Genomic DNA, 23,665 nt, shown 5'->3' with positions numbered 1-23,665 from the left:
ACGCCCGGCAGGCCCCAGGATTAAAGTACGAGCGTCATGTAGGCGCGTCTTCCGCGAATGCCCGCCCGCCGGGATCACGCTTGCGTGCGGTTTTGAAATTGACCTTCCCTGCCGCATCTGTGCTATGCGCCAGATGACGTTCAAAAGCAGCGATCAAAGTTCGGCATCGCCGCTAACGACAGGAAATGACAGGTGGAAACGTCCACTTACGCGCTGCTGCTGTTCGGCGCGCTGGCCGGCGGCTTCGTCTCGGGACTGGCCGGGTTCGGCACGGCGCTGATGGCGCTCGGCATCTGGCTCTACGTCCTGCCGCCCTCGCTCGCGGTGCCGCTGGTGCTGATCTGCTCGGTGATCGCGCAGACCTCGACGCTGCCGTCGATGTGGAAGAGTTTTGATCTCTCGCTCGTCTGGCCGTTCCTGATCGGCGGCCTGATCGGCGTACCGCTCGGGACGATGATGGTCGCGTCAGCCGATCCAAAAGTGTTCAAGCTGAGCGTCGGTGTGCTGATCCTGATCTTCTCGAGCGCGCTGTACCTCAACAAGAGGCCGCTCGCCTTCAAATTCGGCGGCCGGATCGCCGACGGCGCGATCGGCTTTGCCGGCGGCATTCTTGGCGGCCTCGCCGGACTCTCGGGGCCGCTGCCGATCCTGTGGGCCAACATCCGCGGCTGGAACAAGCATGAGCGGCGCGGCATCTTCCAGCTCTTCAATTTCACGGTGCTCGCCACCGCGCTGGTGCTGCAGACAGCATCCGGCCTCGTCGCCTTCAAGGTGGTCTGGCTCGCATTGATCGCGTTTCCGGGCACGCTGATCGGCGCATGGGCGGGCGCGCGCGTCTATCACGCGCTGAACGACAAGCATTTCGGCGATGTCGTGCTCGGCCTCTTGTTCCTATCGGGCCTCACCCTCGTCTGGAACAGTGTTGGCGCGCACTGACGCGCACGCCAACACAACAATCAGCCGTCGCTACCCCGGTGCACGCGCGGGAGACGCTTCCGGCTCAGCCTCCGCTGGCGCCAGAACCTCGGGGTGCCGCAGTGGCCCCAGGCGCCTGCCGAATTCGCGGTATAGCAACCACACGCTCAACGCAGCCTGAAGCGTCGTTGTCACAATCGACAAATACCAGACGTGCTCCATCCGAAAGCCCGGCCATGTCGAGAGCCAGATCGACGGCAGGGAATAGGTGAGGACCCGCATTGCCGAGGTCACCAGCACGGGCTTGGTGTTGCCGAGCCCCTGGAACATGCTGGAGGTGGTGAAGATCAGCCCCTGCGCCACCATGTTGAACGAGACGATGCGCAGGAAGAGCCACGCAACCACCAACGTTTCCCGATCACTCGAGAAGCCGGCAAGCAACACACCTGGCGCGAGTTGCGCGAGGATCAGGAACACAATCATCACGGCGCTCGCGACAAGCGCCGCCTTGACAAAGGTCTCCCGCACGCGCGCGCCAATGCCGGCGCCGAAGTTCTGGCCGGCGATGGGCCCCGCAGCCAGCGCGATGGCGAGCGCAGGCATCTGGATCAGGCCGAGGAGACGCGTGCCGATACCAAATCCGGCCTGCGCCGCCGGGCCGAAAACGCTCAGCACATAGTAGCCCACGGCCATGATGATGAAGACCATCACGAACTCACCGCCGGCAGGCAGGCCAACATTGAGGATTCTCTTCCACTGCCAAAGCTGAGGCCGCCATTGCGCAGGATGAAAGGCGACGTAGCGCTCCAGCTTCAGGAAATACGCGAGCAGCATCAGCACGCCGATAAAGACGGCGATCGAGCTTGCGAGGCCAGCCCCAGCGACGCCGAGCGGATGCCCGGTGCCCCAGCCCGAGATCAGGACCGGCGCCAGCGCAATGTTGATGCCCACCGCGAGCGCCTGCACCAGCATGGTCGGCCGCACGATGCCGGTCGCCCGCAATGCCGACGCCATCACTTGCGTCGCGAATTGCAGCGCCAGCGCCGGCATGAACCAGAGCAGATAGACGGTGCCGGCTTCGACCGTTGCCTCGTCGGCCGCGACCGCGCGCATATAGGGACGCGACAGCGCGAAGCCCGCAACCAGTGTCAGCAGCCCGAACAGCACCGACAGGACGACCGACTGGTTGAACACCAGATTGGCATCGTCACGGTCGTTGCGGCCCACGGCATGCGCCATCAACGCAACTGTACCGACGCCGAGCACCTGCATCAGGGCATTGACGAGGAAGCCGGCGTTGCCGGCCGCGGCGACGCCCGCGATCGCAGCCTCGCCCAGGCCCGAGACGAAGTACAGATCGACCAGCTGGCAGATCATGATCGAGATCATGCCGATCATGATCGGCGGCGCCATGGCCAGGATATGTCGCACGATGGAGCCGTGTGTCAGGTCTTTCATCTCATCCATCCTCGCGCGGCCTGGCGGTGGGGCGTTTGCCCCGCTGCCGCGCGCTCATTCCGCTGCTGCGATCTGTCCGAGCTCCACCACTTGGCGCTCGAACAGGCCGCGATAGATACCGCCCGGCTTGGCTGCGAGCAGAGCATGCGTGCCTTGCTCGACGATCTCGCCGCGGTCGAACACCAGGATGCGATCGAGGCTCTTCACCGTCGACAGCCGGTGCGCGATCACGATCGAGGTACGGCCCTTCATCAGCCGCTCCATCGCCTCCTGGATCAGCGCCTCCGATTCCGAATCGAGGCTCGAGGTCGCCTCGTCGAGGATCAGCACCGGCGCGTCCGCCAGGAACGCGCGCGCCAGCGCCACGCGCTGCCGCTCGCCACCCGACAGCTTGACGCCGCGCTCGCCGACCAGCGTGCCGTAACCTTTCGGCAGACGCAGGATGAAGTCGTGCGCATTGGCGAGCCGCGCCGCCTGCTCGATCGCCTCCAGGCTGGCGCCGGGCCGGCCATAGGCGATGTTCTCGGCGAGCGAGCGGTGAAACAGGATCGGCTCCTGCTGCACGATCGCGATCTGGCTGCGCAGCGATTGCTGCGTGGCGAGCGCGATGTCCTGCCCGTCGATCAGCACGCGACCGCCGGTGACGTCGTAGAGCCGCTGCACCAGCTTGACGAAAGTGGTCTTGCCGGAGCCTGAGCGACCGACCAGACCAACGCGTTCGCCGGCACGTATCCTGACCGACAAGCCGTCGTACAGCGGCGCACGATGGCCGCCATAGTGGAACGTGACGTCGTCGAACACGATCTCGCCGCCCTTGATCGCGATCGGCCGCGCATTGGCCGCATCGGCGATGCCGATCGGCTCGTCATGGATCGCCACCAGCTCCTCCATGTCATTCACCGAGCGCTGGAGGTTGTTGATGTGCATGCCGACGTCGCGCAAATAGGCGTGGATGACGTAGTAGCTCGTCAGCACATAGGTGACGTCGCCGGGCGAGGCATACCCCGAGATCCACAGCAGCACAGAGCCGCCGATCACGGAGGCACGCAAGGCCAACAGCAGCGAGAGCTGCGCCATGGCGGTGTAGTTGTAGCGGAGCCAGGTCCGCCGCACGCGCACCCGCCAGCGGTTGATGACGCGGGCAAGCCGCGCATCCTCGCGCGCCTCCGCACCGAAGGATTTCACCACCGCATTGCAGGTCAGCGCATCCGCCAGCGTGCCGCCGACCTTGGTGTCCCAGGCATTGGAGACGCGCGCGGCCGGCGCGATGTAGCGCGTCGAGAACAGCACCGTCATCGTGACATAGGCCAGCGCGCCGAGCGCGATCACCGCGCCGAGCGAGACCCAGTGCACGCCGAGCAGGATCATCGAGCCGATCAGCACGACAAACGAGGGCAAAAGCGCCAACAGAAGTGTGTCGTTGAGCAGGTCGAGCGCCCACATGCCGCGGGTGATCTTGCGTACCGTGGAGCCGGCAAAAGAGTTCGCATGCCAGTCGGTCGAGAAGCGCTGTACGCGCGTGAACGCGTCCTGTGCGACCTCGGACATGATCTTCAGCGTGAACGGCACGATCGCCTGGAGCCCTGCGAGCCGCAGCACCATCGAGGCCGCGCCCAGCGCCACGATGGCGCCGAACGCGACCAGCGCCGCGTGGCGCGCATCGGGATCGGACGGACCGCGGGTCAGCGCATCGACCAGATGCCCCGAGAACACCGGCATGAGCAGGTCGGCGACGGTGGCGCCCAATAAGCCGCCGGCCACCACGAGGCCGCGCCCCGGCTGCTTCAGCCAGTGCCGGAACACGAAGGGCAGCACCACGCGAATCGCTGCGGGCTTCTTTGACAGAGCGGTCATGGCATCATCCGGCCGCTTTCGCGCGGGCCGGCTCCATCGATGGACGCAACTCGGCCGAAGGCCGCAATGGCGTCACGTAAAACTGATTTTGACTTGGGAAGCGAAGCGATCGGGACGCTTGGTCGAAACCTTGGCCCAATCGAAGCTGGCGGAAGAGGCCTCTAACAGGCCGCGTACATACCGAGCCAGGAGATCATCGAGCGCGGGCGTACGATCTGCGAATGCGACGAAATCATGCAAATCCCTCCCGGTTCGATTGAATGAGTTGCGCTTTATAGATGTGTCGCCAGCCAATTGCAACGGGGCTCGCGCGAGATCACGGATGAGTGTTGCAATTTAGTGCGCGTCGCCGCCAGCGCCGAACGGCGAAGCCGGCTTGTTCAGCAGCGCCACCAGCAGGCTGAGGCCGAGATAGAACAGCGTCAGCATGAGGAAGGCGTCGCCAAAACTCATCACCACGGCCTGGCGATGCACGAGCTGGGAGAGCTGCTTCATCGCCATCAGCGTGGAATCGCCGAGCCCCTGGAATTTCTGCATGAACATGGTCAGGGTTTCGGTCGCGGTCGCGTTGCCCCAGGTCACGCGCTCCTGCAGGCGGGTGATGTGCAGGTCGGTGCGGTCGTTGAGCACCGTGTTGATGACGGCAAGGCCGACTGCGCCGCCGAGATTGCGCATCAGGTTGAACAGGCCGCTCGCATTCTTGACCCGGTCGGGCGCCAGGGTGCCGAGCGCGATGTTGTTGGTCGGCACCATCGCGAACATCATGCCGATTCCGCGCAGGATCTGCGGCACCAGCAGCTCGTAGAAATCGTAGTCGCGGGTGATCCAGGTCATCTGGTAGGAGCCGATCGCGAACACGATGAGGCCGAACGCGATCATGTAGCGCATGTCGAGCTTGGCCATGAGACGGCCGACCAGCGGGGCGACCAGGAACATGGTGATGCCGGAGACGAACATGGTCTCGCCGATCATCAGCGCGCTGTAGCCGCGCACTTCGGCGAGATAGCGCGGATAGATGTAGGTCAGGCCGTAGAGGCCGATGCCAATGCAGAACTGCAGCGTGCAGCCGACGGCGAAATTGCGATTGGAGAAGGTGCGCAAATTGACGATCGGCTCGGCCGCCGTGAACACGCGCCAGAAGAAGGCGATCGCCGAGATCGCGCAGATCCAGGCGCAGATCGCGACCGAGGTGTCCTGCATCCATTCATATTGCGGGCCCTCCTCCAGCACATATTCCAGCGTGCCGAGGAAGCCGGCCATGAACAACAGGCCCCACCAGTCGAAGCGGTCGAGCAGCTCGAAATGCGGCTCGTCGAAATCGACCAGCGCGAGCACGCCCAATGTGATGCCGATGCCGGGCACGACATTGATGAAGAACAGCCAGTTCCACGACATCAGATCGGTGATGTAGCCGCCGACCGTCGGCCCGACGGTCGGGGCCAGCGTTGCAACGAGGCCGATGATGGGACCGACGATGTGGAATTTCGTGCGCGGGAACACGGTGTAGGCGGAGGCGAACACCGTCGGGATCATACCGGCGCCGAGAAAGCCCTGGAGCGCGCGCCACAGGATCATCTCCTCGATCGTCGTGGCGAAGCCGCAGAGCAGGCTCGAGGCGGTGAAGCCGGCCGCCGAGATCGCGAACAACAGCCGGGTGCCGAAGGCGCGCGACAAAAAGCCCGACAGCGGGATCGCGATCACCTCGGCGATCAGATAGGCGGTCTGGACCCAGGAGACTTCGCTGGAGCTCGCCGACAATCCGGCCTGGATCTCGCTCAAGGAGGCCGAGACGATCTGGATGTCCAGGATCGACATGAACATCCCGAACACCATGATGATGAACGCAAACAGCCGCTTCGGCGCGATGCGCTCCGAAGCGGGATCCGCCATCATGGCAGGTGAAGCGGTTGTGGCGGTGGCCATTCTCTCACCCAACTCGCACGACGATGCAGAGTCCACCTCTCCCCATCGGGGAGAGGTCGATTTGCGCAGCAAATCGGGTGAGGGGCCGCAACTCCCCCGAGAGGGCGTAACCCCTCACCCGGATCGCATCCCGCGATGCCATCCGACCTCTCCCTACGGGAGAGGTGAAGGATGAAGCGGCGCTCGTCTTGAACATGATTTGCCTATCGGCACCTACTGCGGATGAATCGCGGTGGGATCGTCGAGATCGATCTCGCTGTCGGCGTCGGCGGCGCCCTTGTTGGTGTCGACGGTCGCGTAGACCGACATGCCGGCGCGGAGCAGGTTCTGCTTCGCCACCGACTTCGGCACGCGGATGCGCACCGGCACGCGCTGCACGATCTTGGTGAAATTGCCGGTCGCGTTGTCCGGCGGTAGCAGCGTGAACACCGAGCCCGCGCCCGCCGCGATGCTGTCGACCACGCCGGCGAACTTGCGCATGCCGTAGGCATCGACCTTGATCGTCACCGGCTGGCCGGGACGGATCCGCTTGAGCTGCGTCTCCTTGAAGTTCGCGTCGATATAGACGTCGTCCAGCGGAACGATATTGCCGAGGCGCTGGCCGACCGCGACGAAGTCGCCGGTATTGACCAGACGATTGGAGAACGTGCCGTTGACCGGCGCGCGCACCGCGGTGAATCCGAGGTCGCGCTCGGCCTTGGCCAGCGTGGTCTTGAGTTCTGCAAGCTGAGCCTGCGCTTCGGCCTGCTGCGCCTTGGCGACGTCGACATTGCTGACGGCAACGTCGTAGGCGGCCTGCGCGGCCTTGACCGCGGCGGCGCCCTGATCGCGTCCGGCTTCCGAGCTCTCGAAGGTGGCGCGCGAGGCAAAGCCCTTGCTGCTCAGCGCCTGCTGGCGCTCATAATCGAGGTCGGCGCGCTTGAGGCCCGCTTCGGCGGAGACGAGCTGCGCCTTGGCCTGCGCGACCTGGCTGTCGAGCGCGGCGACCTGACGGCCGATGCGATCGATGGTGGCCTGCTGGGTCGCGATCTTGGTCGCGGCGGCTTCGACCGCGATTCTGTAGTCGCCGTCGTCGATGCGGAAGACGATGTCGCCGGCACGCACCGGCGTGTTGTCGCCGGCGAGGATCGAGGAGATGTGGCCGGCAACGCGCGCGCCGAGCATGGTGTTGTTGGCGCGGACATAGGCGTCGTCCGTGGAGATGTAGAAGCGGCCGACCAGCGTGTAGTAGCCGGCATAGCCCGCAACAGCGAGTGCGAGGACGAGACCGACGCCCATCAGGACGAATTTGCGCTTGCCGGACTTGGGCGCAGCGGCGGCAGGTGCGGCCGGCTTGTCGGTCGCCGGTTTCTCCGGCGCCTCGCGGGTCGGACGCTTCGTTTCCTCGGCGACATGAGCGCGCAACTGCTCGGCAGGGGGTGCGGATGTCTCAGACGCATCATCGCCCGCCTGGTCCTCAACCGCTTCCTGGCGAAGGACGCGAGCAGTCTGGTCTCTCGATACGGCCATCAAGGCCTCCCCAATAAGCGCGATCGAGGGCAGCCGCTGCGCAGCGGTTTCCTCTCGCTGAACCCAAATATCATTGACCGAACGGTTCGGTCAATATACATAATGTTTCCGGCACGACCGTACCGCCGCGAATCCTTTATTCGGGTTTCGTGGCCCATGATCCGATCCAAAAACCGTCCGAGACACTAAACCAATGGTTGTAGCTGCCAACGAACATCTGCACGTCATCCAGGAGGAGGACAGCTCCAAGCGCCGCCAGATCCTCGACGGCGCCCGCAAGGTGTTCATGGATCTTGGTTTCGACGGCGCCAGCATGGGCGAGATCGCGCGCGCCGCGCAGGTCTCCAAGGGCACGCTTTACGTCTACTTCGCCGACAAATCCGCGCTGTTCGAAGCCATCCTCGAGCAGGAAGCGCTCCAGCACGGCCAGGTCGTGTTCAATTTCGATCCGGCGCGGGATGCCGAGACCACGCTGAAGGAGTTCGGTCGGGCCTATATCCATCTGCTCTGCCGGCCCGGCGGCGGATCGGCGATCCGCACCGTGATGGCGATCGCCGAGCGCATGCCCGATGTCGGCCGCCGCTATTATGCGCGCGTGCTGGACAAGAGCATCAATCGCCTCTCCGACTATCTCAAAGCCCAGGTCGCCTCCGGCGATCTCGCGATCGACGATTGCAATCTTGCCGCCTCGCAATTCATGGAGCTGTGCAAAGCCTCGCTCTTCCTGCCCTTCGTGTTCCAGGCCGCACCCGCGCCGTCGGAAGAGCGCATGACCACGGTGGTCGACAGCGCAACACGGATGTTCCTGGCGGCGTATAAGACGAAGTAGCTGCGCGTTGCACCTGCGGGCCGGGCGGCACTATATTGCGGCCATGTCTCGTGATCTTCGCCCGCCGGTCGATATCCTCCACTACGAGGTCGTCCAGGAACAAGCCTCGGCGCTTGGACGGATGGGCCGCGCACTCGAACAGGCGCTGGCGCGTTTGCGTGAGTTCGACGCTGCCCACGCAGCCTCGGAGGTGCCGACCTCGATGCAACCGGCCAGGCGCAAGCTGGTGATGGAAGCCGGCTACGCGCTTTGGATGTTCGTGGTGCAACGTGAGGCAACGGGCCTGCGCGACAGCCGCCATATCATGCGCACCTACAACGTTCCGGGCGAGGTGCAGCGCTGCATGGGGCTGGCGCCCGCACCGTCGAAGCCGACGTAGATCGTAGCCCGCATGAGCGCAGCGATCTGCGGGAAGGCTGCCCCGGATATCGCTGCGCTCATCCGGGCCGCCGGGGAAGGCTAATCGTCGGCGTACTCGTCTTCTTCACGCTTGCGCGTGGCGCTCTTGCGTGCGCCGAGCGAGCCGGTCACTGACAGTTCGCGCGCATTCGCATAGGGGCTGCGCGACTGCGCACGCGCGGCGACCTCTTCGCCGGAGACGGCGGCGGGCTGGCAGATCAGGCGGCGGCTGGCGCGCCGCATCAGATCGACGTGGATGTGATCGTAGTGATAGACGTTCGAGCCCGGCGCGAGCACCGTGGTGAAATGCGCGCACGCACCCGACTGCACATCGCGCAAGAATCCCTGTTCTTCCGGCATGCCGCGCCAGCCGTCCTTCACGGTGACGCGGCGGCCGTCGGCCAGCACGAAGGCGGAGATGTCTAGCGCATTGCCGAAGGCGTGTTCGGAAATATGAGCATGGGGATTGCCGTTCATGCCGCGGCAGGAATAGGCGGAGATCTGCTTGATTTCGGCGACGCGGACGCCGAACCAGCGCATCGCCGAAGGCTGCACCGTGTCGGCGAGCCAGCGGTCGAGCTCGGACACGATCGGACAGGCGAGCGTCGCGGTCGGCTTGATCGCGACGGGACCGACGGCCGTGACGGAATTGCCCTGCGCCGGGCCAAGACGCGGCAGCGGCTGCTGCGCAGGCGCCTGCGAGTAAGGCGCTGGCCGTGCCGGATAGCTCGGTGCATTCATATAGCGCGCCGCGCCTGCGGCATCGGTGCCCTCGGGCGGCAGATCGATCTCGTCTTCCTGCGGCGCTACGCCGGGTGCGTTCAGCGACATCGGCCCGGTTGAAGTGCCGTAGCCCGCGGGCTGGCGTACCGCGCTCTCGGGATAGTTCGAGCGTTGCGGATAGGATGATGCCGGATAATTCTGGCTCTGCGGGTAGTTCGACTGCGGCTGCACTGGCCAGCGCGGCTGGTTGCCGATACTGCCGGGCGGGCGCAACGACTCGTCGGCAAAGCCATAGGTGCTCGAGGCCTCGCCGATCGCAGCAACCTTGAGCGGATACTCGGCGCCGCACATGCCGGGCCCCGAGATCGGGTCGATGCGGACGATGTCGGCGCTCTCCTTGACCGCGCCCGATTTCAGGCACGCCGCTTCAGCCTCGGCCCGCCATGGTTCACGTTCGGCCTGAAAGAAGCCGCGACCGCAACCCGCTAGCGAAACAAGAACGATGGAGCCGACGAGATACAAACGAACTCCGCGCGTCATGCACGCACGTTCGGTGAATTTACTTAAAGACTCTTCAACGTGTCGATTTCAGCCTTCCTTAACCATGGCGGTCCGCGCTGGCTCGGACCTGCCGCCGATGAGCGACAGCAAGACTGACTTTTGTGCGAGGAGACTCTCTGTTAACCATGATGGTCGCGGCAAAGCCCGCGACCAGCGGGAGCGACCTCATGACGTTCGCCGGCAGACTGAGCGTTATCACCGCCTATCTCGCCATGGCCTTCGTCGGCGCGATCGTGCTTGGCATGATTTAGCGGTTCTCAAGGGCATCGAAGGCGGTCTCTTCTTCCTTCTCCCCTTGTTGTGGGAGAAGGTGGCGCGAAGCGCCGGATGAGGGATTCTATCCTCGCGCGCTGGTGCTCGTGGAGACAAACTCCTCACCCCGGTGAGCCAGTGTCGACCAGCGGAGCTGCCCTCTCCCACAAGCGGCGAAGGCGCAGCAATGCGCATTTCGCCTCGTGCAAGAAATCCAGGGCATCAGCCAAAACGCTCAGCTCCTCTCTCTCAACGAGATGAGAGGGATAATATCGGCAAGCCGCAAAGAGCTACGACCGCGCGCTCCATTGACGGGACCCTCGGTGTCGCGATGACGTTACGCAGGGCAGGCGCAGCTGAATGTGCGCTGCATCACCCTGGCGGCGTTCGGTCGTTGTGACGCCCATCACAGAACGTCGGGCCACCCCCGGCATAGGGTCGAACCACGCTTCATCCGCCAGCGACTTCAGTCCATCTCGGGACCACGCAATTTTCGGAGGTTGTCATGAACAAGCTCTCCATCGCCGCCACGGCGCTCCTCCTCGCTTCGACCGCCGCCGCGCATGCCGGCAATTCGATCTCGTTCCAGATCGAGGGCCAGCACATTCGCATCGAGACGCCGCGCAACTGCGCCTCACTCAATTGCGTTACCATCGTCGCGCCGGGCCTGTCGGACAAGCCGATCAAGCTGGACAGCATCAACCTCAAGGGTCTTGGCGGCTCCAAGGACGATGACGTCGACACAACGCCGCCTCCCGCGACCACAACGGCGCAGCCCGCGCCGGCTCCGGTGCAGCAGCAGCCCGTGCCGCAGGCGCCGGTGCAGGCGACCGCGCCGGCCGTCACCGCGCCCGCAGCTCCCGCCCCGTCCGCTAGCTTCGACAACACGCAGCCTGCACCTGTTGCGGCGCCCGCTCCCATTGCGACACCCGCGCCCGTCGCTGCTGCTCCCGTGCCGGCACCGAACTCGCCGATCGGCGTCTGGGCGACCGAAGAGAACAAGGGCAACGTCCGCGTCGAGCAGTGCGGCGCCAATCTCTGCGGTTACGCCGAGAAGACCAATGAGCGCATCCTGATCAACATGAAGCCCGAGGGCTCGAAGTGGAGCGGCCGCATTCGCGACCCCAACTCCGGCCGCAACTACGACTCCACGATCTCGATGAAGGGCCCGAATGCGATGCGCGTGCAGGGCTGCGCCTTCGGCGGCATGTTCTGCGGCGGTCAGACCTGGAAACGGGTGAGCTGACGGCAGAGCGCGTCACCCCGGGGCGATGCGAAGCATCGAACCCGGGATCTCGCGCCGTAGGCAGAAATCTTCGTCATGCCCGGGCTTGTCCCGGGCATCCATGTTCTTGGTGTCGCCAAACAAGGCGTGCATGGCCGGGACAAGCCCGGCCATGACGTTGTCGAGAGAGCCAACCCACGCCGGAGTCGCGCACCGCTCGAACGCTCGTCCCTTCCCGTGCGACAGACGTTCATCCGCCATTCAGACGCCCCCGGCTGAAATCCGCAGCTCTCGCCTTGCGTTCTTCTCCGGGACTTCCTCGTGGCTTCATTGGTGGCTTGGCGCCGCTTCGCGTTCGCGCTTCTGCTGCTGGCCTTGCCGCTGGCAGGTTCAGGTGTGTCATTCGCGTCCGATACCATCGAGCTGGCACAGGCCCAGCCGCAAGCACAACCGGTACCCGCCCCCTCCCCGACGCCATCGGCCTCGCCGGCACCGTCCACAGACGCACAGCCCGCCGCGGTCGAGCCGATCGGCAATGTCGCGACGGTGACGGGGATCGCGACCGTGATCCGCGACAAGAACTCCTATCCACTGCGCGTGCGCGACGACATCTATCTCAACGACGTCGTGCAGACCTCGTCGAACTCCTCGCTCGGCATCACCTTCAACGACGCCACCACGTTCAATCTCTCCGCCAGCGCCCGGATCACCATCGACAATTACGTCTATGACGACGGCGGCAAGCAGAATTCGGCGATCTTCGACGTCGGCAAGGGCACGGTTGCCTTCGTGGCGGCGGCTGTGGCGAAGACCGGCGACATGAAGATCACGACGCCGACGGCAACGCTCGGCATCCGCGGCACAACGGGAGTCGTCGATGTGCCCGAAGGCGCGGCGGCGAACAGGGCGAGCAACGTCAACATCAAGCTCTATCCTGACGCCGATGGCCGGGTCGGCCACATCGATGTCGACGACCGCAGCAGCGGCGCGCGGCTCGGCGCGCTGACGCAGGCCGCGAGCGGCTTTGCAATCCGGCCTGGCGCAAGCGGCCCCGGCGGCGTCATGCGCTTTGCCGCGGTGCCGATCACGATTCCCGCGCGGCAGATCGCGCGCGACCGTAGCTTCGTCAGCCAGGTGCATCTGGCACAGACCGCAGGCCGGCAGATCGTCATCGAGCAGCGCGACTTCCGCCGCGCCAATCCGACCGCGCTCAGCCGCATTCCGCGGCCGGCGCAACCGCGACAGCAGCAGCAATTGCGGCCGACAACGACGCCGGGCCAGCAACCGCAACGGCCGAACGGCCAGTCCGGCCAGAACAATCGTCCGGGTCAGCAGCAGCCGGGCACGCCAGGTCGCCAAGGCGTGCAGCAGCCGCCGCAGCGACAGGGACAACAAGGTGGCGCGGTGCAGCCGGGCACACCGCGTGCGGGCCAACGGCCGCAGCAACAGGGGCAACCGCAGCCCGGCCAGCAGCAAGGTGCAGGTCGCCCAACCGGCGTACCACGCGGCAAAGGCACGCAGCCGGGCGGCGCGCCGCAAATCCCGCCGCAGCGTGGTGGACAGCTTCAAACGCAGCCCGGCGGAATCGTGCCGCCGCCGCCGGGCGCAACTCATCCGCAGCAGCCCGGCTCGCAGCCGCAACTGCCGCGCACCGGCATGCAGCCGGGCCAGCCACCCGCGGTTCAGCAGCCGGGCGTCATCCAGCGCCAAGGCGGCTTCCAGCAGCGCCTGCCCGCCGCGCCACGGCCCGCAGCCCCGCGCAAACCGCTGCCGAAGGAGAAGGAGCGGCGGTGACCTTCTTCCTTCTCCCCTGGCGGGAAAAGGTGCAGCGTCGATGCGGCGCTAGAATTCGGCGTAAGTAACTCATGCCTCGCCGCACAGCCAGGCCTTCACCTTCTGCAACAAACCGTGGCGCAATTCGTCGACGGAGGCCGCTTCAGCCGGCGTCAGCGTCTGCAAGGCGGCATCAATGTCGTCGGTCGCTTGCGCTGCCTCGGACGGCGACGATGCCAACCCTGCCGCCGCCAGCGCGATCGGGCCAACCTGGTTGAGGAACGCGCGCTCATATTCGCGCGAGAGGCGGGCGATCGCATCGTCCAGCGTCAGCCAGTCGACCGCCTTGATGTCGTTCATCAGCTTGCGAACCGGGCCGCCGTCGGCCTCCATCCGCCAGAAATGCACGACCTTGGAGCGCCCGCCGGACTGATAGACGAGCGTTCCCAGAAATTCGTGCACGGCGACGTCGTGGCCGGTCTCCTCCAGCACCTCGCGGTGCGCGGCTTCCTTCGGCGTCTCGCCGTCGTCTAGCTTGCCCTTGGGCAAAACCCATTCGTTGCGCTTGCGCTGACGCACGACCGCAATCAGTGGCGCAGGGCCACGCCGCAGCACAATACCACCCGCCGCCATCACCGGCGCCCGCGCCATCACTAGATCCGTGGTCGTTAAATCATCCCCGCGAACGATATAGACAGCGGAGACGGCGGATTGAAGGCTACTTTCTTCTGAGCAGCGCTTGACCGGCGCGAATGCGCGTGCCCTCGGCAATGCCGTCACAGAAGGTGAAATCGCCGGGCGCGAGGATGATGATGGTCGAGCCGTGCTCGAACCAGCCGAGCTCCTCGCCCTTGGTCACGTTGACGTCGCAAGGAAAATTGACGGGCCCGCGGGTCTGCGCGTTCAGCACCATGTCGAGGAAGTGCAAGCGGATGCTCGCGACCAGGATCGCGGCAACGGGCACCAGCGTCACCGCCTCGCCGGTCGACAGGCGCGTCCGGATCACCGCGCGCTCGTTCTTGCAGAAGAGACGCTCGACCCGCTTGAGCGCGATCGGGTTGACGTTCCAGACATCGCCATGGATCAGCGTGACGCGTTCGATATGCGCGTCATAGGGCGCATGGAAGCGGTGATACATGCTCGAGGTCAGCCGCAGCGTGACGAAGGAGCCGTTGCGGTGCTGCTCGACCAGCGCGGAGTCGCCGACGAGATCCAGAAGCGAATAGGGCGCGCCCTTGACCTGGAACAGTTCGGTGTCGGCGATACGGCCATGAGCGCCGACGATGCCGTCCGAGGGGCTCGCCACCACCGCCGGATCAGGATCGAATGGCCGCAGGCCCGGCTTGAGCTCTCGGGTGAAGCAGTCGTGCAGACTCCTAAAATGCATCTTGCGCGCCTCCGACAGATCGAGGTCGGAGAACAGCTTCCACAGCGCGATCGAGAAGTCCCGCACCAAAGGATTCTCGATCTTGGAGAACCAGCCCATGAAGCGGGTCAGGGCGGCGCGGGGGATGCGGTTGGTCAACAGGAAGTTGAGGTCTTCCTGCTGGGTGAAAGAGGCGATGAGGGCTTTGACTGTCATGAATCTGTCAGCTCGCAGGTTTAGCGCTTGTTGTCATGGAAACGACACTCCCGATTCTCTCGATGTCCGTGGCCGCCGCAGCCTCCGCTGCCGCCGTCCTTCCGAAGATCAAGGCGCGGGTCGAACTCTCCCGCGCCAAGCACCGCTCGCTCGCCGGGCACTCCAAGATGTCGCGCCGGGTGGCGCGGCTGCTCCCGTTCTACGAGTTCGAGGGCGACAAATACTTCGGATGCGACGGCGCGCCGGCGAATATCGTGGCCCAACGCAAGGACGCCTTCTTCCGCCTCGCACGCCTGTACGCCGAGCGCTACCCGAGGGGCCGCGCGATGACGAAGGAGGCGGCGGAGACGATCTCCGATCTGAACTTCACCGAGAGCTACCGCGTGCCGTTCCAGTTCTCGCGTCTGGTGCGCGAGCATTTGGGCACCTCGACCTTCATGGAATCGTCCAGCGGCGTCACCGTCACCGATGTCGACGGCAACACCTCCTACGACCTCACCGGCTCCTACGGCGTCAACATCTTCGGCAACGACTTCTACAAGGAGTGCATCGAGGGCGCCGAGAAGCGCGCACACGCGCTCGGCCCCGTGCTCGGCCCCTACCACCCCGTCATCCTCGAGAACGTGCAGCGGCTCTGCCAGATCTCCGGCCTCGACGAAATCTCGTTCCACATGTCCGGCACCGAGGCCGTGATGCAGGCGGTGCGGCTGGCGCGCTACCACACCAAGCGCACGCATCTCGTCCGTTTCGCCGGCGCCTATCACGGCTGGTGGGGCGACGTGCAGCCGGGCGTCGGCAATCCCATCCCCGCGCACGAGACCTACACCCTCGCCGAGATGTCGGAGAAGACGCTGCACGTGCTGCGCACGCGCCGCGACATCGCCTGCGTGCTGGTCAATCCGCTGCAGGGCCTGCATCCCAACGCCAACGCGCCCGGCGATTCCTCGCTGGTCGATTCCTCCCGCGGCGGCAACTTTGATCGCGCGGCCTATACGCAATGGCTGAAGAAGCTCCGCGAGGTCTGCGACCAGCGCGGCATCGTCTTGATCTTCGACGAGGTCTTCGTCGGCTTCCGTCTCGCCGCCGGCGGTGCCCAGGAATATTTCGGCGTCAAGGCCGACATGGTGACCTACGGCAAGAGCCTCGCCGGCGGCCTGCCGGTCGGCGTGGTCTGCGGCAAACGCGAGCTGATGCGCCGCTTCCGCGACGACCGTCCCGCCGACATCTGCTTCGCCCGCGGCACCTTCAACTCGCACCCGTACGTCATGACGGCGATGGACGAGTTCTTGAGCCGGCTCGCCAGCCCGAATTTCCGCGCCGTCTATGACGGGCTGGAAGAGACCTGGAACGGACGCGTCCAAAAGCTCAACGAGATGATGGAGAGCGCCGACCTGCCGGTGCGGTTCGCCAACTTCTCGTCGATCTGGACGGTGAAATACAACACGCCGTCCCGCTACAACTGGATGCTGCAATATTACCTGCGCGCCGAAGGCCTGGCGCTGAGCTGGGTCGGCACTGGAAGGTTGATCTTCAGCCTGAACTACACCGACGCCGATTTCACCGAGGTCGCCGAACGCTTCGTCCGCGCCGCGCAGAAGATGAAGGCCGACGGCTTCTGGTGGCACGACGGCGCGCTCACGAACAAGCAGATCAAGCGGCAGATCTTGAAAGAGATGTTGTCCAAGCGCTTTGGGCGCTGAGGCTCGCTCCACCCACACAACGACCGTCATTCCGGGGCGGCTCGAAGAGCCGAACCCGCAATCTCGAGATTCTCTGGTGCGCAACCGCGCACCATAGTTCGATGCTTCGCATCGCCCCGGAATGACGCCGGGCATCAAACCCGCGAAGACGTGGATGCCCGGGACAAGCCCGGGCATGACGCAACCTTCAGACATCGCAGTACGCAGTGAGACCAGCGCGCTCAGGCGTGCTGCTCTTCGAGCGAGGGCTCGCCGATCAGGCCCAGCGTGTGCTCGGGGTTGAGATGCAGGCCGGGATCCATCAGCTCGCCGCGCATCAGGGCCAGCGGCGCCTTGCGATAGAGCATCAGATCGTGGAACGGGTCGGTCAGGATCTTGGTCATCCAGACGAGGCCGGTCTCGACGTCGCGGATGAAGAACAGGTGCACGGTGCGGAACAGCAGGCCGCCGCCGCCCACCACGAGCCAGATCTTCGCCACCTGACGCATGAAGTCGGTCGCGGAGGCCCAGGGCGTGAACAGGCCGAACAAGGTGGGATCGGCGACCAGCACCAGCGGCGAGAGCGCCCAGATCGCCATCAGCACGACCTTGCGCTGCAGGTTGTAGCCGACCTTGATCTCTTCCTTGTATTCGTGAGTCGCCTGGTTGATATGGTCGTAAGTGTGCGGCTCGAAGAAGAAGTGGCCGGCCTGGCGCGAGGTCATCGAGACCAGCCAGCCGACCAGCGCGGAGACCACGGGGTCGATGAACAACCAGACATAGGCGAACAGGAAGCTCAGCGCGCTGACGAAGTGCAGGCTCTGATTGATGCGGCTGTGATGATAGTAGCGATGGTCGTCCCAGCGCTGGATCCGCAGCTGCTCGAGATAGTTCTTGATCATGCTCTCCCCCAAAATGCTTTCGGGTCCGGAATTACAGGGATTCGATGTAGGCCGTGTGACATCATCATTTTGTCATGTGACGATGTGCAGCGGCGCGATGACGCACGCGGTCGCGTAAGCTCAAGCCGCCTTGGCGACGTCGACCTTGCGGAAGCGCACCAGTGAGAAATGGCCGAGCGGCGGAATCAAACGGCGCTCGGCGAGCTCCATGCCATGCGCGCCGGCCAGCCACTTCGCGTAGCGCGACCAGGCGAACTCGGCGGTGCGGAAGCCGAGCGGACGCACCACCGGCTGCAGCTTCTGCTCGATGAAGCGGCGCATGCCGGTGTCGGCACTGACGCGGGTGAGGATGATCAGCTCGCCGCCCGGACGCAGCACGCGGGCGAATTCGTCGAGCGCCTTCTCGGGGTTCGGCACGGCGGTGACGACATATTGCGCCATCACGACGTCGAAGGAATTGTCAGGGAATTCGAGCTTCTCGGCGTCCATCACCGCGAGGCCCTCGACGTTCTTCAGCTTCTGCTCTTTTACGCGGCGACGCGCCTTGTCGAGCATCGCTTCCGAGATGTCGGTGCCGAAGATGCGCAGGTTCGGCGCGTAGAGCGGCAGCGAGATGCCGGTGCCGACGCCGACCTCGAGCACGCGGCCGCCGATCTTGTTGGTGGCCGCGATCGCGGCTTGACGACCCTTGGCGAACACGCCGCCGAACACGAGATCGTAGACCGGCGCCCAGCGGTCATAGGCCTGCTCGACCGTGCCGCGGGTGAGGTCGAGCTGCTGAGTGCCGTCAAGGTTCATGATCTTGGCCATCGATGAGGTTCTCGCTGTGGGTTCGAATTGACGATCAGCTGCGCACCGGCCGCCGCGCCATGCGAGGCGAGGCGCGCAAGGCGCGGCTGGGCTGAAGTGAGGTGAGATTGCCGATGAACTGGCGCGCGCTGTTCTCCCAGGAGCGCTCCAGCGCGAAATTGCGGCAGGTCTCACGCGACATGGTGAGCGCGCGCAGGCACGCGGTGCGCAGATCATGGTCGATCGCGCCGATCGGATGATCGGCGATAACGTCCTTCGGACCCGTCACTGGGAACGCCGCAACCGGCGTGCCGCAGGCAAGTGCCTCGAGTTGCACCACGCCGAACGTATCGGTCAGGCTCGGAAAGACAAAGACGTCGGCGGCGGCGAGATGCGCGGTGAGATCCGCCCCCTTCTTCTCGCCGAGGAAGACCGCGTCCGGATATTTCTTTTCGAGCGCCGCCTTCTGCGGGCCGTCGCCGACGACGACCTTGGTGCCGGGCAGGTCGAGCGAGAGGAACGCTTCGAGATTCTTCTCCACAGCCACGCGCCCCATGGTCATGAAGATCGGGCGCGGCAGATCGAGGCTCGCGGGAGCGTCGGGATGGAACAGCTCGGTGTCGACGCCGCGCGTCCAGAAGCCGAGCCGCTTGAAGCCGCGCTCGGACAGCTCCTGCCGCAGCGAGGGCGTCGCCACCATGGTCATGGCGGCGGCATCGTGGAAGTGGCGCAGCACGGCATAGCCGACGCTCGCGGGGATGCCGGTCCGCACCGAAACGTATTCCGGAAAGCGCGTGGTGTAAGAGGTGGTGAAGGCGAGCCGGTTGCGGCGGCAATAGGCTCGCGCGGCCCAGCCGATCGGACCCTCGGTCGCGATGTGCAGCGCGTCCGGCGTCGCCCTCTCGATCCGCCGCGCGATCTCCTTACCCGTAGGCAGCGCAATGCGCAGGCCCGGATAGGTCGGCAGCGGCCAGGACCGAAAGCCGTCGGGGGTGAGGAAGTCGATCTCGACATCGAGGGCCTTGGCGGCATTCGCCAGCGAAGTCAGGGTGCGGACCACACCGTTGACCTGCGGATGCCAGGCGTCGGTCGCGATTAATACCCGCATGGGGAAATCCCGAGAGTTTGATGATTCTCAGGCACCGACCATCAACGAAGGATATTTCAGGCGTGTGACGTCACAGAAGTGTCGGCCCACCGTTTTGTTCGTTAACGGCCTCGTGGAGCCACGAAACTGTCATGAAACAATCCTTGCCGCCATGAAACCGTTTTCGGTTTTCCGCGCAAATGTCCCGAAACGTTTTGCAGTTAATGATCCACGCAACGGAGCACCGAAACGGTGCCGCGGTGAGCAACATCACCGAGCAAAACAGGGGCGATCACATGTTCAATCTGGACACGTTCAAGACGTTTTCGCGCGCCGTTGCGTTCGGCGCAGTCGCGGTCTCCGCAATCGCATTCGCAGGTGCAGCCAAGGCCGCGCCGGTGCAGCTCTTTCCCTTCTTCCAGCCGCTGCCGCCGATGGCCGCGCCGCAGCCGATCCAGCCTTATCAGCCATATCAGGCAACGCCTTACCAGGCCGCACCGTCCGAGGATCAGGACACGGTCGAGTTGCCGGCCCGCTTCCGCCGCCAGACCGTTTCCTACGCGACGCGCGAAGCGCCGGGCACGATCATCATCGATACGCCCAACACCTATCTCTATTACGTGCTCGGCAACGGGCAGGCGCTGCGCTACGGCATCGGCGTCGGCCGCGACGGCTTCACCTGGTCCGGCATCCAGTCGGTGAGCCGCAAGGCCGAGTGGCCGGCCTGGACTCCGCCGCCGGAGATGATCGCCCGCCAGCCCTATCTGCCGCGCCACATGGCCGGCGGCCCCGGCAATCCGTTAGGGGCGCGCGCCATGTATCTCGGCGGCACCATCTATCGCATCCACGGCACCAACGCCCCCGACACCATCGGCAAGCGCGTCTCCTCCGGCTGCATCCGCATGACCAACGAGGACGTCACCGACCTCTATTCCCGCGTCAACGTCGGCACCAAGGTGATCGTGCTGCCGATGACCGAGCGGCGCGCGGATCTCGGCAGCGCGACGCGGTAAAGCGACAGGACATTGTGACGCAAACGGCCCCGGAACCCACCGGGGCCGTTTTCGTTTGCCCTCGAGATCCCAACGCGCGCTCGCTGCGGTGCGGTCTCCAACGGAGGCGCAGATGCAATCACGCCAGCAACCATCGTCAGGCACACGGCTGCGCTCGATTGCCGGCGCTGGAGCATTGACGCTGCTCCTGTCGGCATCCTCCTCGCTGGCGCAGCAGCCGGCGAGCGATGACACCGGCCAGCAGGCCTTCAACAATTCCTGCCGCACCTGCCACTCCATGAAGGAAGGCGACAACCGTCTCGGACCCAACCTCAACAAGATCGTCGGCCGCAAGGCCGGCGCGCTGCCGAACTACAATTACTCCTCGTCAATGAAGGAAGCCGGATTCGTTTGGGACCAGGACAAGCTGACCCGCTTCATGGTCAAGCCGGACGAAGTCGTGTCCGGCCACAAGATGCAGCCTTATGGCGGCGTCTCGGCGGAGGAGGCGGCAAAGGTGGTTGCTTATCTGCAGGCGGCGGGGTCGCAATAAGGACGCCTGCTCCGCGCGGTTTGGGCTTGCATCGGAAGTCACGGCATCCTTCGAGACGCCCGCCCCTGGCGGGCTCCTCAGGATGAGGGCGGAGTGCGCGGCAGCATTGTCGCCGCGGGACCGCTTGGAGTTAGCCTCATTCTGAGGAGCGCGCCCTTGCGCGCGTCTCGAAGGACGAGGCGTTTACACCGGCGGACGCTCCTAGATCCCACCCCGCCACTCCGCGATCAACCTCAACCACGCCCCCGAATGAAACGCGCTCATCAAGAGATACATCGGCACCATCCCGCCGAGCAGAGATCCCTGCCCGGCGCCGCACAGCATGTCCGCCGCTCCGTCGCCGAGCACGGCCGTCAGCAGCGCCATGACCGCGAAGGTCGGCGTGGCCGCAAGGCCGAGCCATCTGGCGAGGTGGCGGGCGGCCACCACGCCATCGCGGCCGGAGGGCGCGGTTGCGCTGACGGGACTAGTCACGACCTTCCGCGGCCTCCTTGCGAAACGCCTTTTCGCCGGCGTCCGAGATCTCGACCCATTTCTTGTCGGGCGCTGCACCTTCCGCGTAGCTGTCGTGCCAATTCCACCATTTATAGGTCGGCGTCTGCGGATAGCCCTTCGGCGAATCCTCCCAGACCTCCTGACGGCCGAGCGGGGTGATGTCGAGATAGTTCCAGGTGCCGCCCATCTGCTCGTCGCCGCGGCTCTTGACGAAATAGGTACGGAAAATGCGCGTCTCGTCGCGGTAGAACACGTTGGTGCCGTGCCACTCGCCGACGCCGAAATCGGCGTCGAAGCTGTCGGTGATGGTGACCCACGGCATGGTCCAACCCATCCGCTGCTTCAGCCGCGCTATATCGGCCTGCGGCGCGCGCGAGGCGAACACGAGCGTGGTGTCGCGGGCGTTGAGGTGCGCGACGTGGGCGACCTGGTCCGCCACCATCGAGCAGCCCCGGCAGGCGTGGTCGGGCCAGCCGAACACGCCGGGCTCGAAGAAGGCGCGGTAGACGATCAGCTGCCGCCGGCCCTGGAACAGGTCGAGCAGACTGAGCTTGCCGCCGGGGCCCTCGAACGCATAGGTTTTGTCTACCGCCATCCACGGCATGCGCCGGCGCTCGGCGGCCAGGGCGTCGCGGGCACGGGTATGCGCCTTTTCCTTCACGAGCAATTGCTGGCGGGCGGCCTCCCAGTCCTGCGGCGACACCACCGGTGGGGTCTGCATGGCGGTCTGTCCGTTCGTCCCTGCTTTATCTGCTGAAGTCATCATGGTTCTCCAAACTTCTTGCCTGACGTCGTGTCCGGGCGACCATCCCGCGTCTCGCGGAACCGATCGCCCCTCGCCGCACATTGTCGGCCGGCAACGATTTCTGGCACTAAGCGGTTGCGCGGTGGGAGTAACAAGTGTGGCGGGATTGACATGGAGTCGCTGATCATCGCCGCCGCGCGCGCGCTCGAAGCCGGCGATCCGCTCGGTGCCTTGAACCGCGTTGCGCTGCGCAACGATGCGCCGTCGCTGGCGCTGCGCGGCATCGCGATGGCGCAGCTCGGCGATCTCGCCAAGGCCAAGTCGCTGCTGCGCACTGCCGCGCGCGCCTTCGGTCCGCGCGAGGCGGTGGCACGCGCACGGTGCATCGTGGCCGAAGCCGAGATCGCGCTGGTCTCGCGCGATCTGAGCTGGCCGGTGAAGACGCTCGCGGCGGCGCGCGCGACGCTCGAGAAGCACGGCGATCTCGCCAATGCCGCCCATGCAGGCCATATCGAGGCGCGCCGTTTTCTTCTGGTCGGGCGCCTTGACGAGGCCGAGCGCACGCTGGCCGAAGTCCGTCCTGCGCCGCTGCCGCCCGCCTCCCAAGTCGTCCGCGAGCTCGTGGTCGCCGGCATCGCAATCAGGCGGCTCAGAACGAAAGAAGCGCGCACGGCCCTCAGCCGCGCGGATCATGCAGCGCGCCTTGCGAAAATCCCGGCGCTCGTGGCCGAGGTGGAGAGCGCAAACGTCATACTCGACACGCCGGCCGCGCGCCTGATCGCACGCGGCAGCGAACATCCGTTGTTGCTCGGCGAGGTCGAGCGACTGGCGACCTCGACGGCGCTCGTCGTGGACACCTTCCATCATGTGGTGCGCAGGCAGGACGTCGTGGTGTCGCTCGGAACGCGCCCCGTGCTGTTCGCGCTCGCGCGTCTGCTGGCGCAGGCATGGCCCGCAGATGTCTCGCGAGAGACGTTGATATCAGGTGCCTTTCAAGCCAAGCACGCCGACGAGTCGCACCGCGCGCGATTGCGCGTCGAGATCGGACGGCTCCGCACCACGCTCAAGCCTCTCGCCGACATCAGCGCGACCAAGCAGGGCTTTGTGCTGGCGCCACGGAAGATTCGCGACGTCCTCGTGCTGGCGCGGCCCGTCGAGGAGAAGCACGCCGCCGTCCTCGCCTTTCTCGCCGACGGCGAGCCGTGGTCGAGCTCGGCGCTCGCACTTGCGCTCGGGATCAGTCCACGCACCGTGCAGCGCGCCCTCGAAGAGCTGGCGCGATCGAGCAAGGTGCAGTCCTTCGGACACGGACGGGCGCGCCGCTGGATGACGCCGCCCGTTCCGGGTTTCCCGACAGGCTTGTTACTCCCCACGCCGCTCCTGAAGACATAAGGTGTGCACCAGTTCAAAGGGATCGAGC

23 protein-coding genes are annotated in these 23,665 nt (G+C 65.3%); 10 read left to right on the top strand and 13 right to left on the bottom strand.

Annotation, left to right across the window (positions count from 1 at the left end):
* Positions 1-192 precede the first annotated feature (192 nt).
* Complete coding sequence (locus P6U29_RS12435) at positions 193-936, top strand: sulfite exporter TauE/SafE family protein (RefSeq protein ID WP_407117861.1); 744 nt, start codon at positions 193-195, stop codon at positions 934-936.
* 30 nt (positions 937-966) lie between these two features.
* Here P6U29_RS12435 and P6U29_RS12430 read toward each other — a convergent pair whose 3' ends face one another.
* The 4 genes from P6U29_RS12430 to P6U29_RS12415 all read right to left on the bottom strand — a co-directional run bounded on the left by P6U29_RS12430 (position 967) and on the right by P6U29_RS12415 (position 7,659).
* Positions 967-2,373, bottom strand: coding sequence for an MATE family efflux transporter (locus P6U29_RS12430; RefSeq protein ID WP_407117860.1), 1,407 nt, complete (start codon positions 2,371-2,373; stop codon positions 967-969).
* 54 nt (positions 2,374-2,427) lie between these two features.
* Positions 2,428-4,227 carry an ABC transporter ATP-binding protein gene (locus tag P6U29_RS12425; protein ID WP_407117859.1) on the bottom strand — a complete coding sequence of 600 codons (1,800 nt, stop codon included), beginning with the start codon at positions 4,225-4,227 and terminating at the stop codon, positions 2,428-2,430.
* A gap of 336 nt (positions 4,228-4,563) precedes the next feature.
* Positions 4,564-6,150 carry a DHA2 family efflux MFS transporter permease subunit gene (locus P6U29_RS12420; protein ID WP_407117858.1) on the bottom strand — a complete coding sequence of 529 codons (1,587 nt, stop codon included), beginning with the start codon at positions 6,148-6,150 and terminating at the stop codon, positions 4,564-4,566.
* Positions 6,151-6,363: 213 nt separating this feature from the next.
* Positions 6,364-7,659: an HlyD family efflux transporter periplasmic adaptor subunit gene (locus P6U29_RS12415; RefSeq protein WP_407117857.1), complete on the bottom strand. Its 1,296-nt coding sequence runs from the start codon at positions 7,657-7,659 to the stop codon at positions 6,364-6,366.
* Positions 7,660-7,852: 193 nt separating this feature from the next.
* Between P6U29_RS12415 and P6U29_RS12410 the strand changes: the two genes are divergently transcribed.
* Positions 7,853-8,488, top strand: a complete 636-nt coding sequence (locus P6U29_RS12410; RefSeq protein ID WP_407117856.1) for a TetR/AcrR family transcriptional regulator — start codon at positions 7,853-7,855, stop codon at positions 8,486-8,488.
* Between the two features lie 43 nt (positions 8,489-8,531).
* Positions 8,532-8,867: a DUF6665 family protein gene (locus P6U29_RS12405; RefSeq protein WP_407117855.1), complete on the top strand. Its 336-nt coding sequence runs from the start codon at positions 8,532-8,534 to the stop codon at positions 8,865-8,867.
* A gap of 80 nt (positions 8,868-8,947) precedes the next feature.
* On the opposite strand, the gene P6U29_RS12400 is transcribed toward P6U29_RS12405, so the two are convergent.
* Complete coding sequence (locus P6U29_RS12400) at positions 8,948-10,150, bottom strand: extensin family protein (RefSeq protein WP_407117854.1); 1,203 nt, start codon at positions 10,148-10,150, stop codon at positions 8,948-8,950.
* A 146-nt stretch (positions 10,151-10,296) separates the two neighbouring features.
* On the opposite strand from P6U29_RS12400, the gene P6U29_RS12395 reads away from it, so the two are divergent.
* Entirely contained in the window at positions 10,297-10,422 is a 126-nt protein-coding gene (locus tag P6U29_RS12395; RefSeq protein ID WP_407117853.1) for a hypothetical protein, read from the top strand.
* Positions 10,423-10,928: 506 nt separating this feature from the next.
* Positions 10,929-11,669: a DUF2147 domain-containing protein gene (locus P6U29_RS12390; protein ID WP_407117852.1), complete on the top strand. Its 741-nt coding sequence runs from the start codon at positions 10,929-10,931 to the stop codon at positions 11,667-11,669.
* A 12-nt stretch (positions 11,670-11,681) separates the two neighbouring features.
* On the opposite strand, the gene P6U29_RS12385 is transcribed toward P6U29_RS12390, so the two are convergent.
* Complete coding sequence (locus tag P6U29_RS12385) at positions 11,682-11,822, bottom strand: hypothetical protein (protein WP_407117851.1); 141 nt, start codon at positions 11,820-11,822, stop codon at positions 11,682-11,684.
* Positions 11,823-11,978: 156 nt separating this feature from the next.
* Between P6U29_RS12385 and P6U29_RS12380 the strand changes: the two genes are divergently transcribed.
* Entirely contained in the window at positions 11,979-13,442 is a 1,464-nt protein-coding gene (locus P6U29_RS12380; protein WP_407119304.1) for a FecR domain-containing protein, read from the top strand.
* Between the two features lie 69 nt (positions 13,443-13,511).
* Here the strand turns inward: P6U29_RS12380 and P6U29_RS12375 are convergent, their stop codons facing one another.
* Complete coding sequence (locus tag P6U29_RS12375) at positions 13,512-14,072, bottom strand: NUDIX hydrolase (RefSeq protein ID WP_407117850.1); 561 nt, start codon at positions 14,070-14,072, stop codon at positions 13,512-13,514.
* 67 nt (positions 14,073-14,139) lie between these two features.
* Positions 14,140-15,003: an archaetidylserine decarboxylase gene (asd, locus tag P6U29_RS12370; protein ID WP_407117849.1), complete on the bottom strand. Its 864-nt coding sequence runs from the start codon at positions 15,001-15,003 to the stop codon at positions 14,140-14,142.
* A 35-nt stretch (positions 15,004-15,038) separates the two neighbouring features.
* Between asd and P6U29_RS12365 the strand changes: the two genes are divergently transcribed.
* Positions 15,039-16,703 carry an aminotransferase class III-fold pyridoxal phosphate-dependent enzyme gene (locus P6U29_RS12365; RefSeq protein ID WP_407117848.1) on the top strand — a complete coding sequence of 555 codons (1,665 nt, stop codon included), beginning with the start codon at positions 15,039-15,041 and terminating at the stop codon, positions 16,701-16,703.
* Positions 16,704-16,924: 221 nt separating this feature from the next.
* On the opposite strand, the gene P6U29_RS12360 is transcribed toward P6U29_RS12365, so the two are convergent.
* The 3 genes from P6U29_RS12360 to P6U29_RS12350 all read right to left on the bottom strand — a co-directional run bounded on the left by P6U29_RS12360 (position 16,925) and on the right by P6U29_RS12350 (position 19,481).
* Positions 16,925-17,584 (bottom strand): hypothetical protein, encoded by a 660-nt coding sequence (locus P6U29_RS12360; RefSeq protein ID WP_407117847.1) that lies wholly within the window; start codon positions 17,582-17,584, stop codon positions 16,925-16,927.
* Between the two features lie 120 nt (positions 17,585-17,704).
* Positions 17,705-18,394 carry a methyltransferase domain-containing protein gene (locus P6U29_RS12355; protein ID WP_122401944.1) on the bottom strand — a complete coding sequence of 230 codons (690 nt, stop codon included), beginning with the start codon at positions 18,392-18,394 and terminating at the stop codon, positions 17,705-17,707.
* 34 nt (positions 18,395-18,428) lie between these two features.
* Complete coding sequence (locus P6U29_RS12350; RefSeq protein WP_407117846.1) at positions 18,429-19,481, bottom strand: glycosyltransferase family 4 protein; 1,053 nt, start codon at positions 19,479-19,481, stop codon at positions 18,429-18,431.
* Positions 19,482-19,756: 275 nt separating this feature from the next.
* Here P6U29_RS12350 and P6U29_RS12345 point away from each other — a divergent pair, with 275 nt between their 5' ends.
* On the top strand, positions 19,757-20,473 hold the full coding sequence (locus P6U29_RS12345) for a L,D-transpeptidase (protein ID WP_407117845.1): 717 nt from the start codon (positions 19,757-19,759) through the stop codon (positions 20,471-20,473).
* A 112-nt stretch (positions 20,474-20,585) separates the two neighbouring features.
* Entirely contained in the window at positions 20,586-21,005 is a 420-nt protein-coding gene (locus tag P6U29_RS12340) for a c-type cytochrome (protein WP_407117844.1), read from the top strand.
* Between the two features lie 201 nt (positions 21,006-21,206).
* Here the strand turns inward: P6U29_RS12340 and P6U29_RS12335 are convergent, their stop codons facing one another.
* Together P6U29_RS12335 and P6U29_RS12330 are read right to left on the bottom strand one after the other, a co-directional pair.
* Positions 21,207-21,479, bottom strand: a complete 273-nt coding sequence (locus tag P6U29_RS12335; RefSeq protein WP_407117843.1) for a hypothetical protein — start codon at positions 21,477-21,479, stop codon at positions 21,207-21,209.
* Positions 21,472-22,266 (bottom strand): DUF899 domain-containing protein, encoded by a 795-nt coding sequence (locus P6U29_RS12330; protein WP_407117842.1) that lies wholly within the window; start codon positions 22,264-22,266, stop codon positions 21,472-21,474. The genes P6U29_RS12335 and P6U29_RS12330 overlap by 8 nt, the downstream gene beginning before the upstream one ends.
* A gap of 150 nt (positions 22,267-22,416) precedes the next feature.
* On the opposite strand from P6U29_RS12330, the gene P6U29_RS12325 reads away from it, so the two are divergent.
* Positions 22,417-23,637 (top strand): helix-turn-helix domain-containing protein, encoded by a 1,221-nt coding sequence (locus tag P6U29_RS12325; protein ID WP_407117841.1) that lies wholly within the window; start codon positions 22,417-22,419, stop codon positions 23,635-23,637.
* Positions 23,638-23,665 lie beyond the last annotated feature (28 nt).

Origin of the sequence: Bradyrhizobium sp. LMG 9283 (assembly GCF_045571415.1) — a bacterium.
Classification (GTDB): Bacteria; Pseudomonadota; Alphaproteobacteria; order Rhizobiales; family Xanthobacteraceae; genus Bradyrhizobium.
The sequence above is the reverse complement of the archived record's forward strand: the minus strand, read 5'-3'. Positions and strand labels throughout refer to the sequence as shown.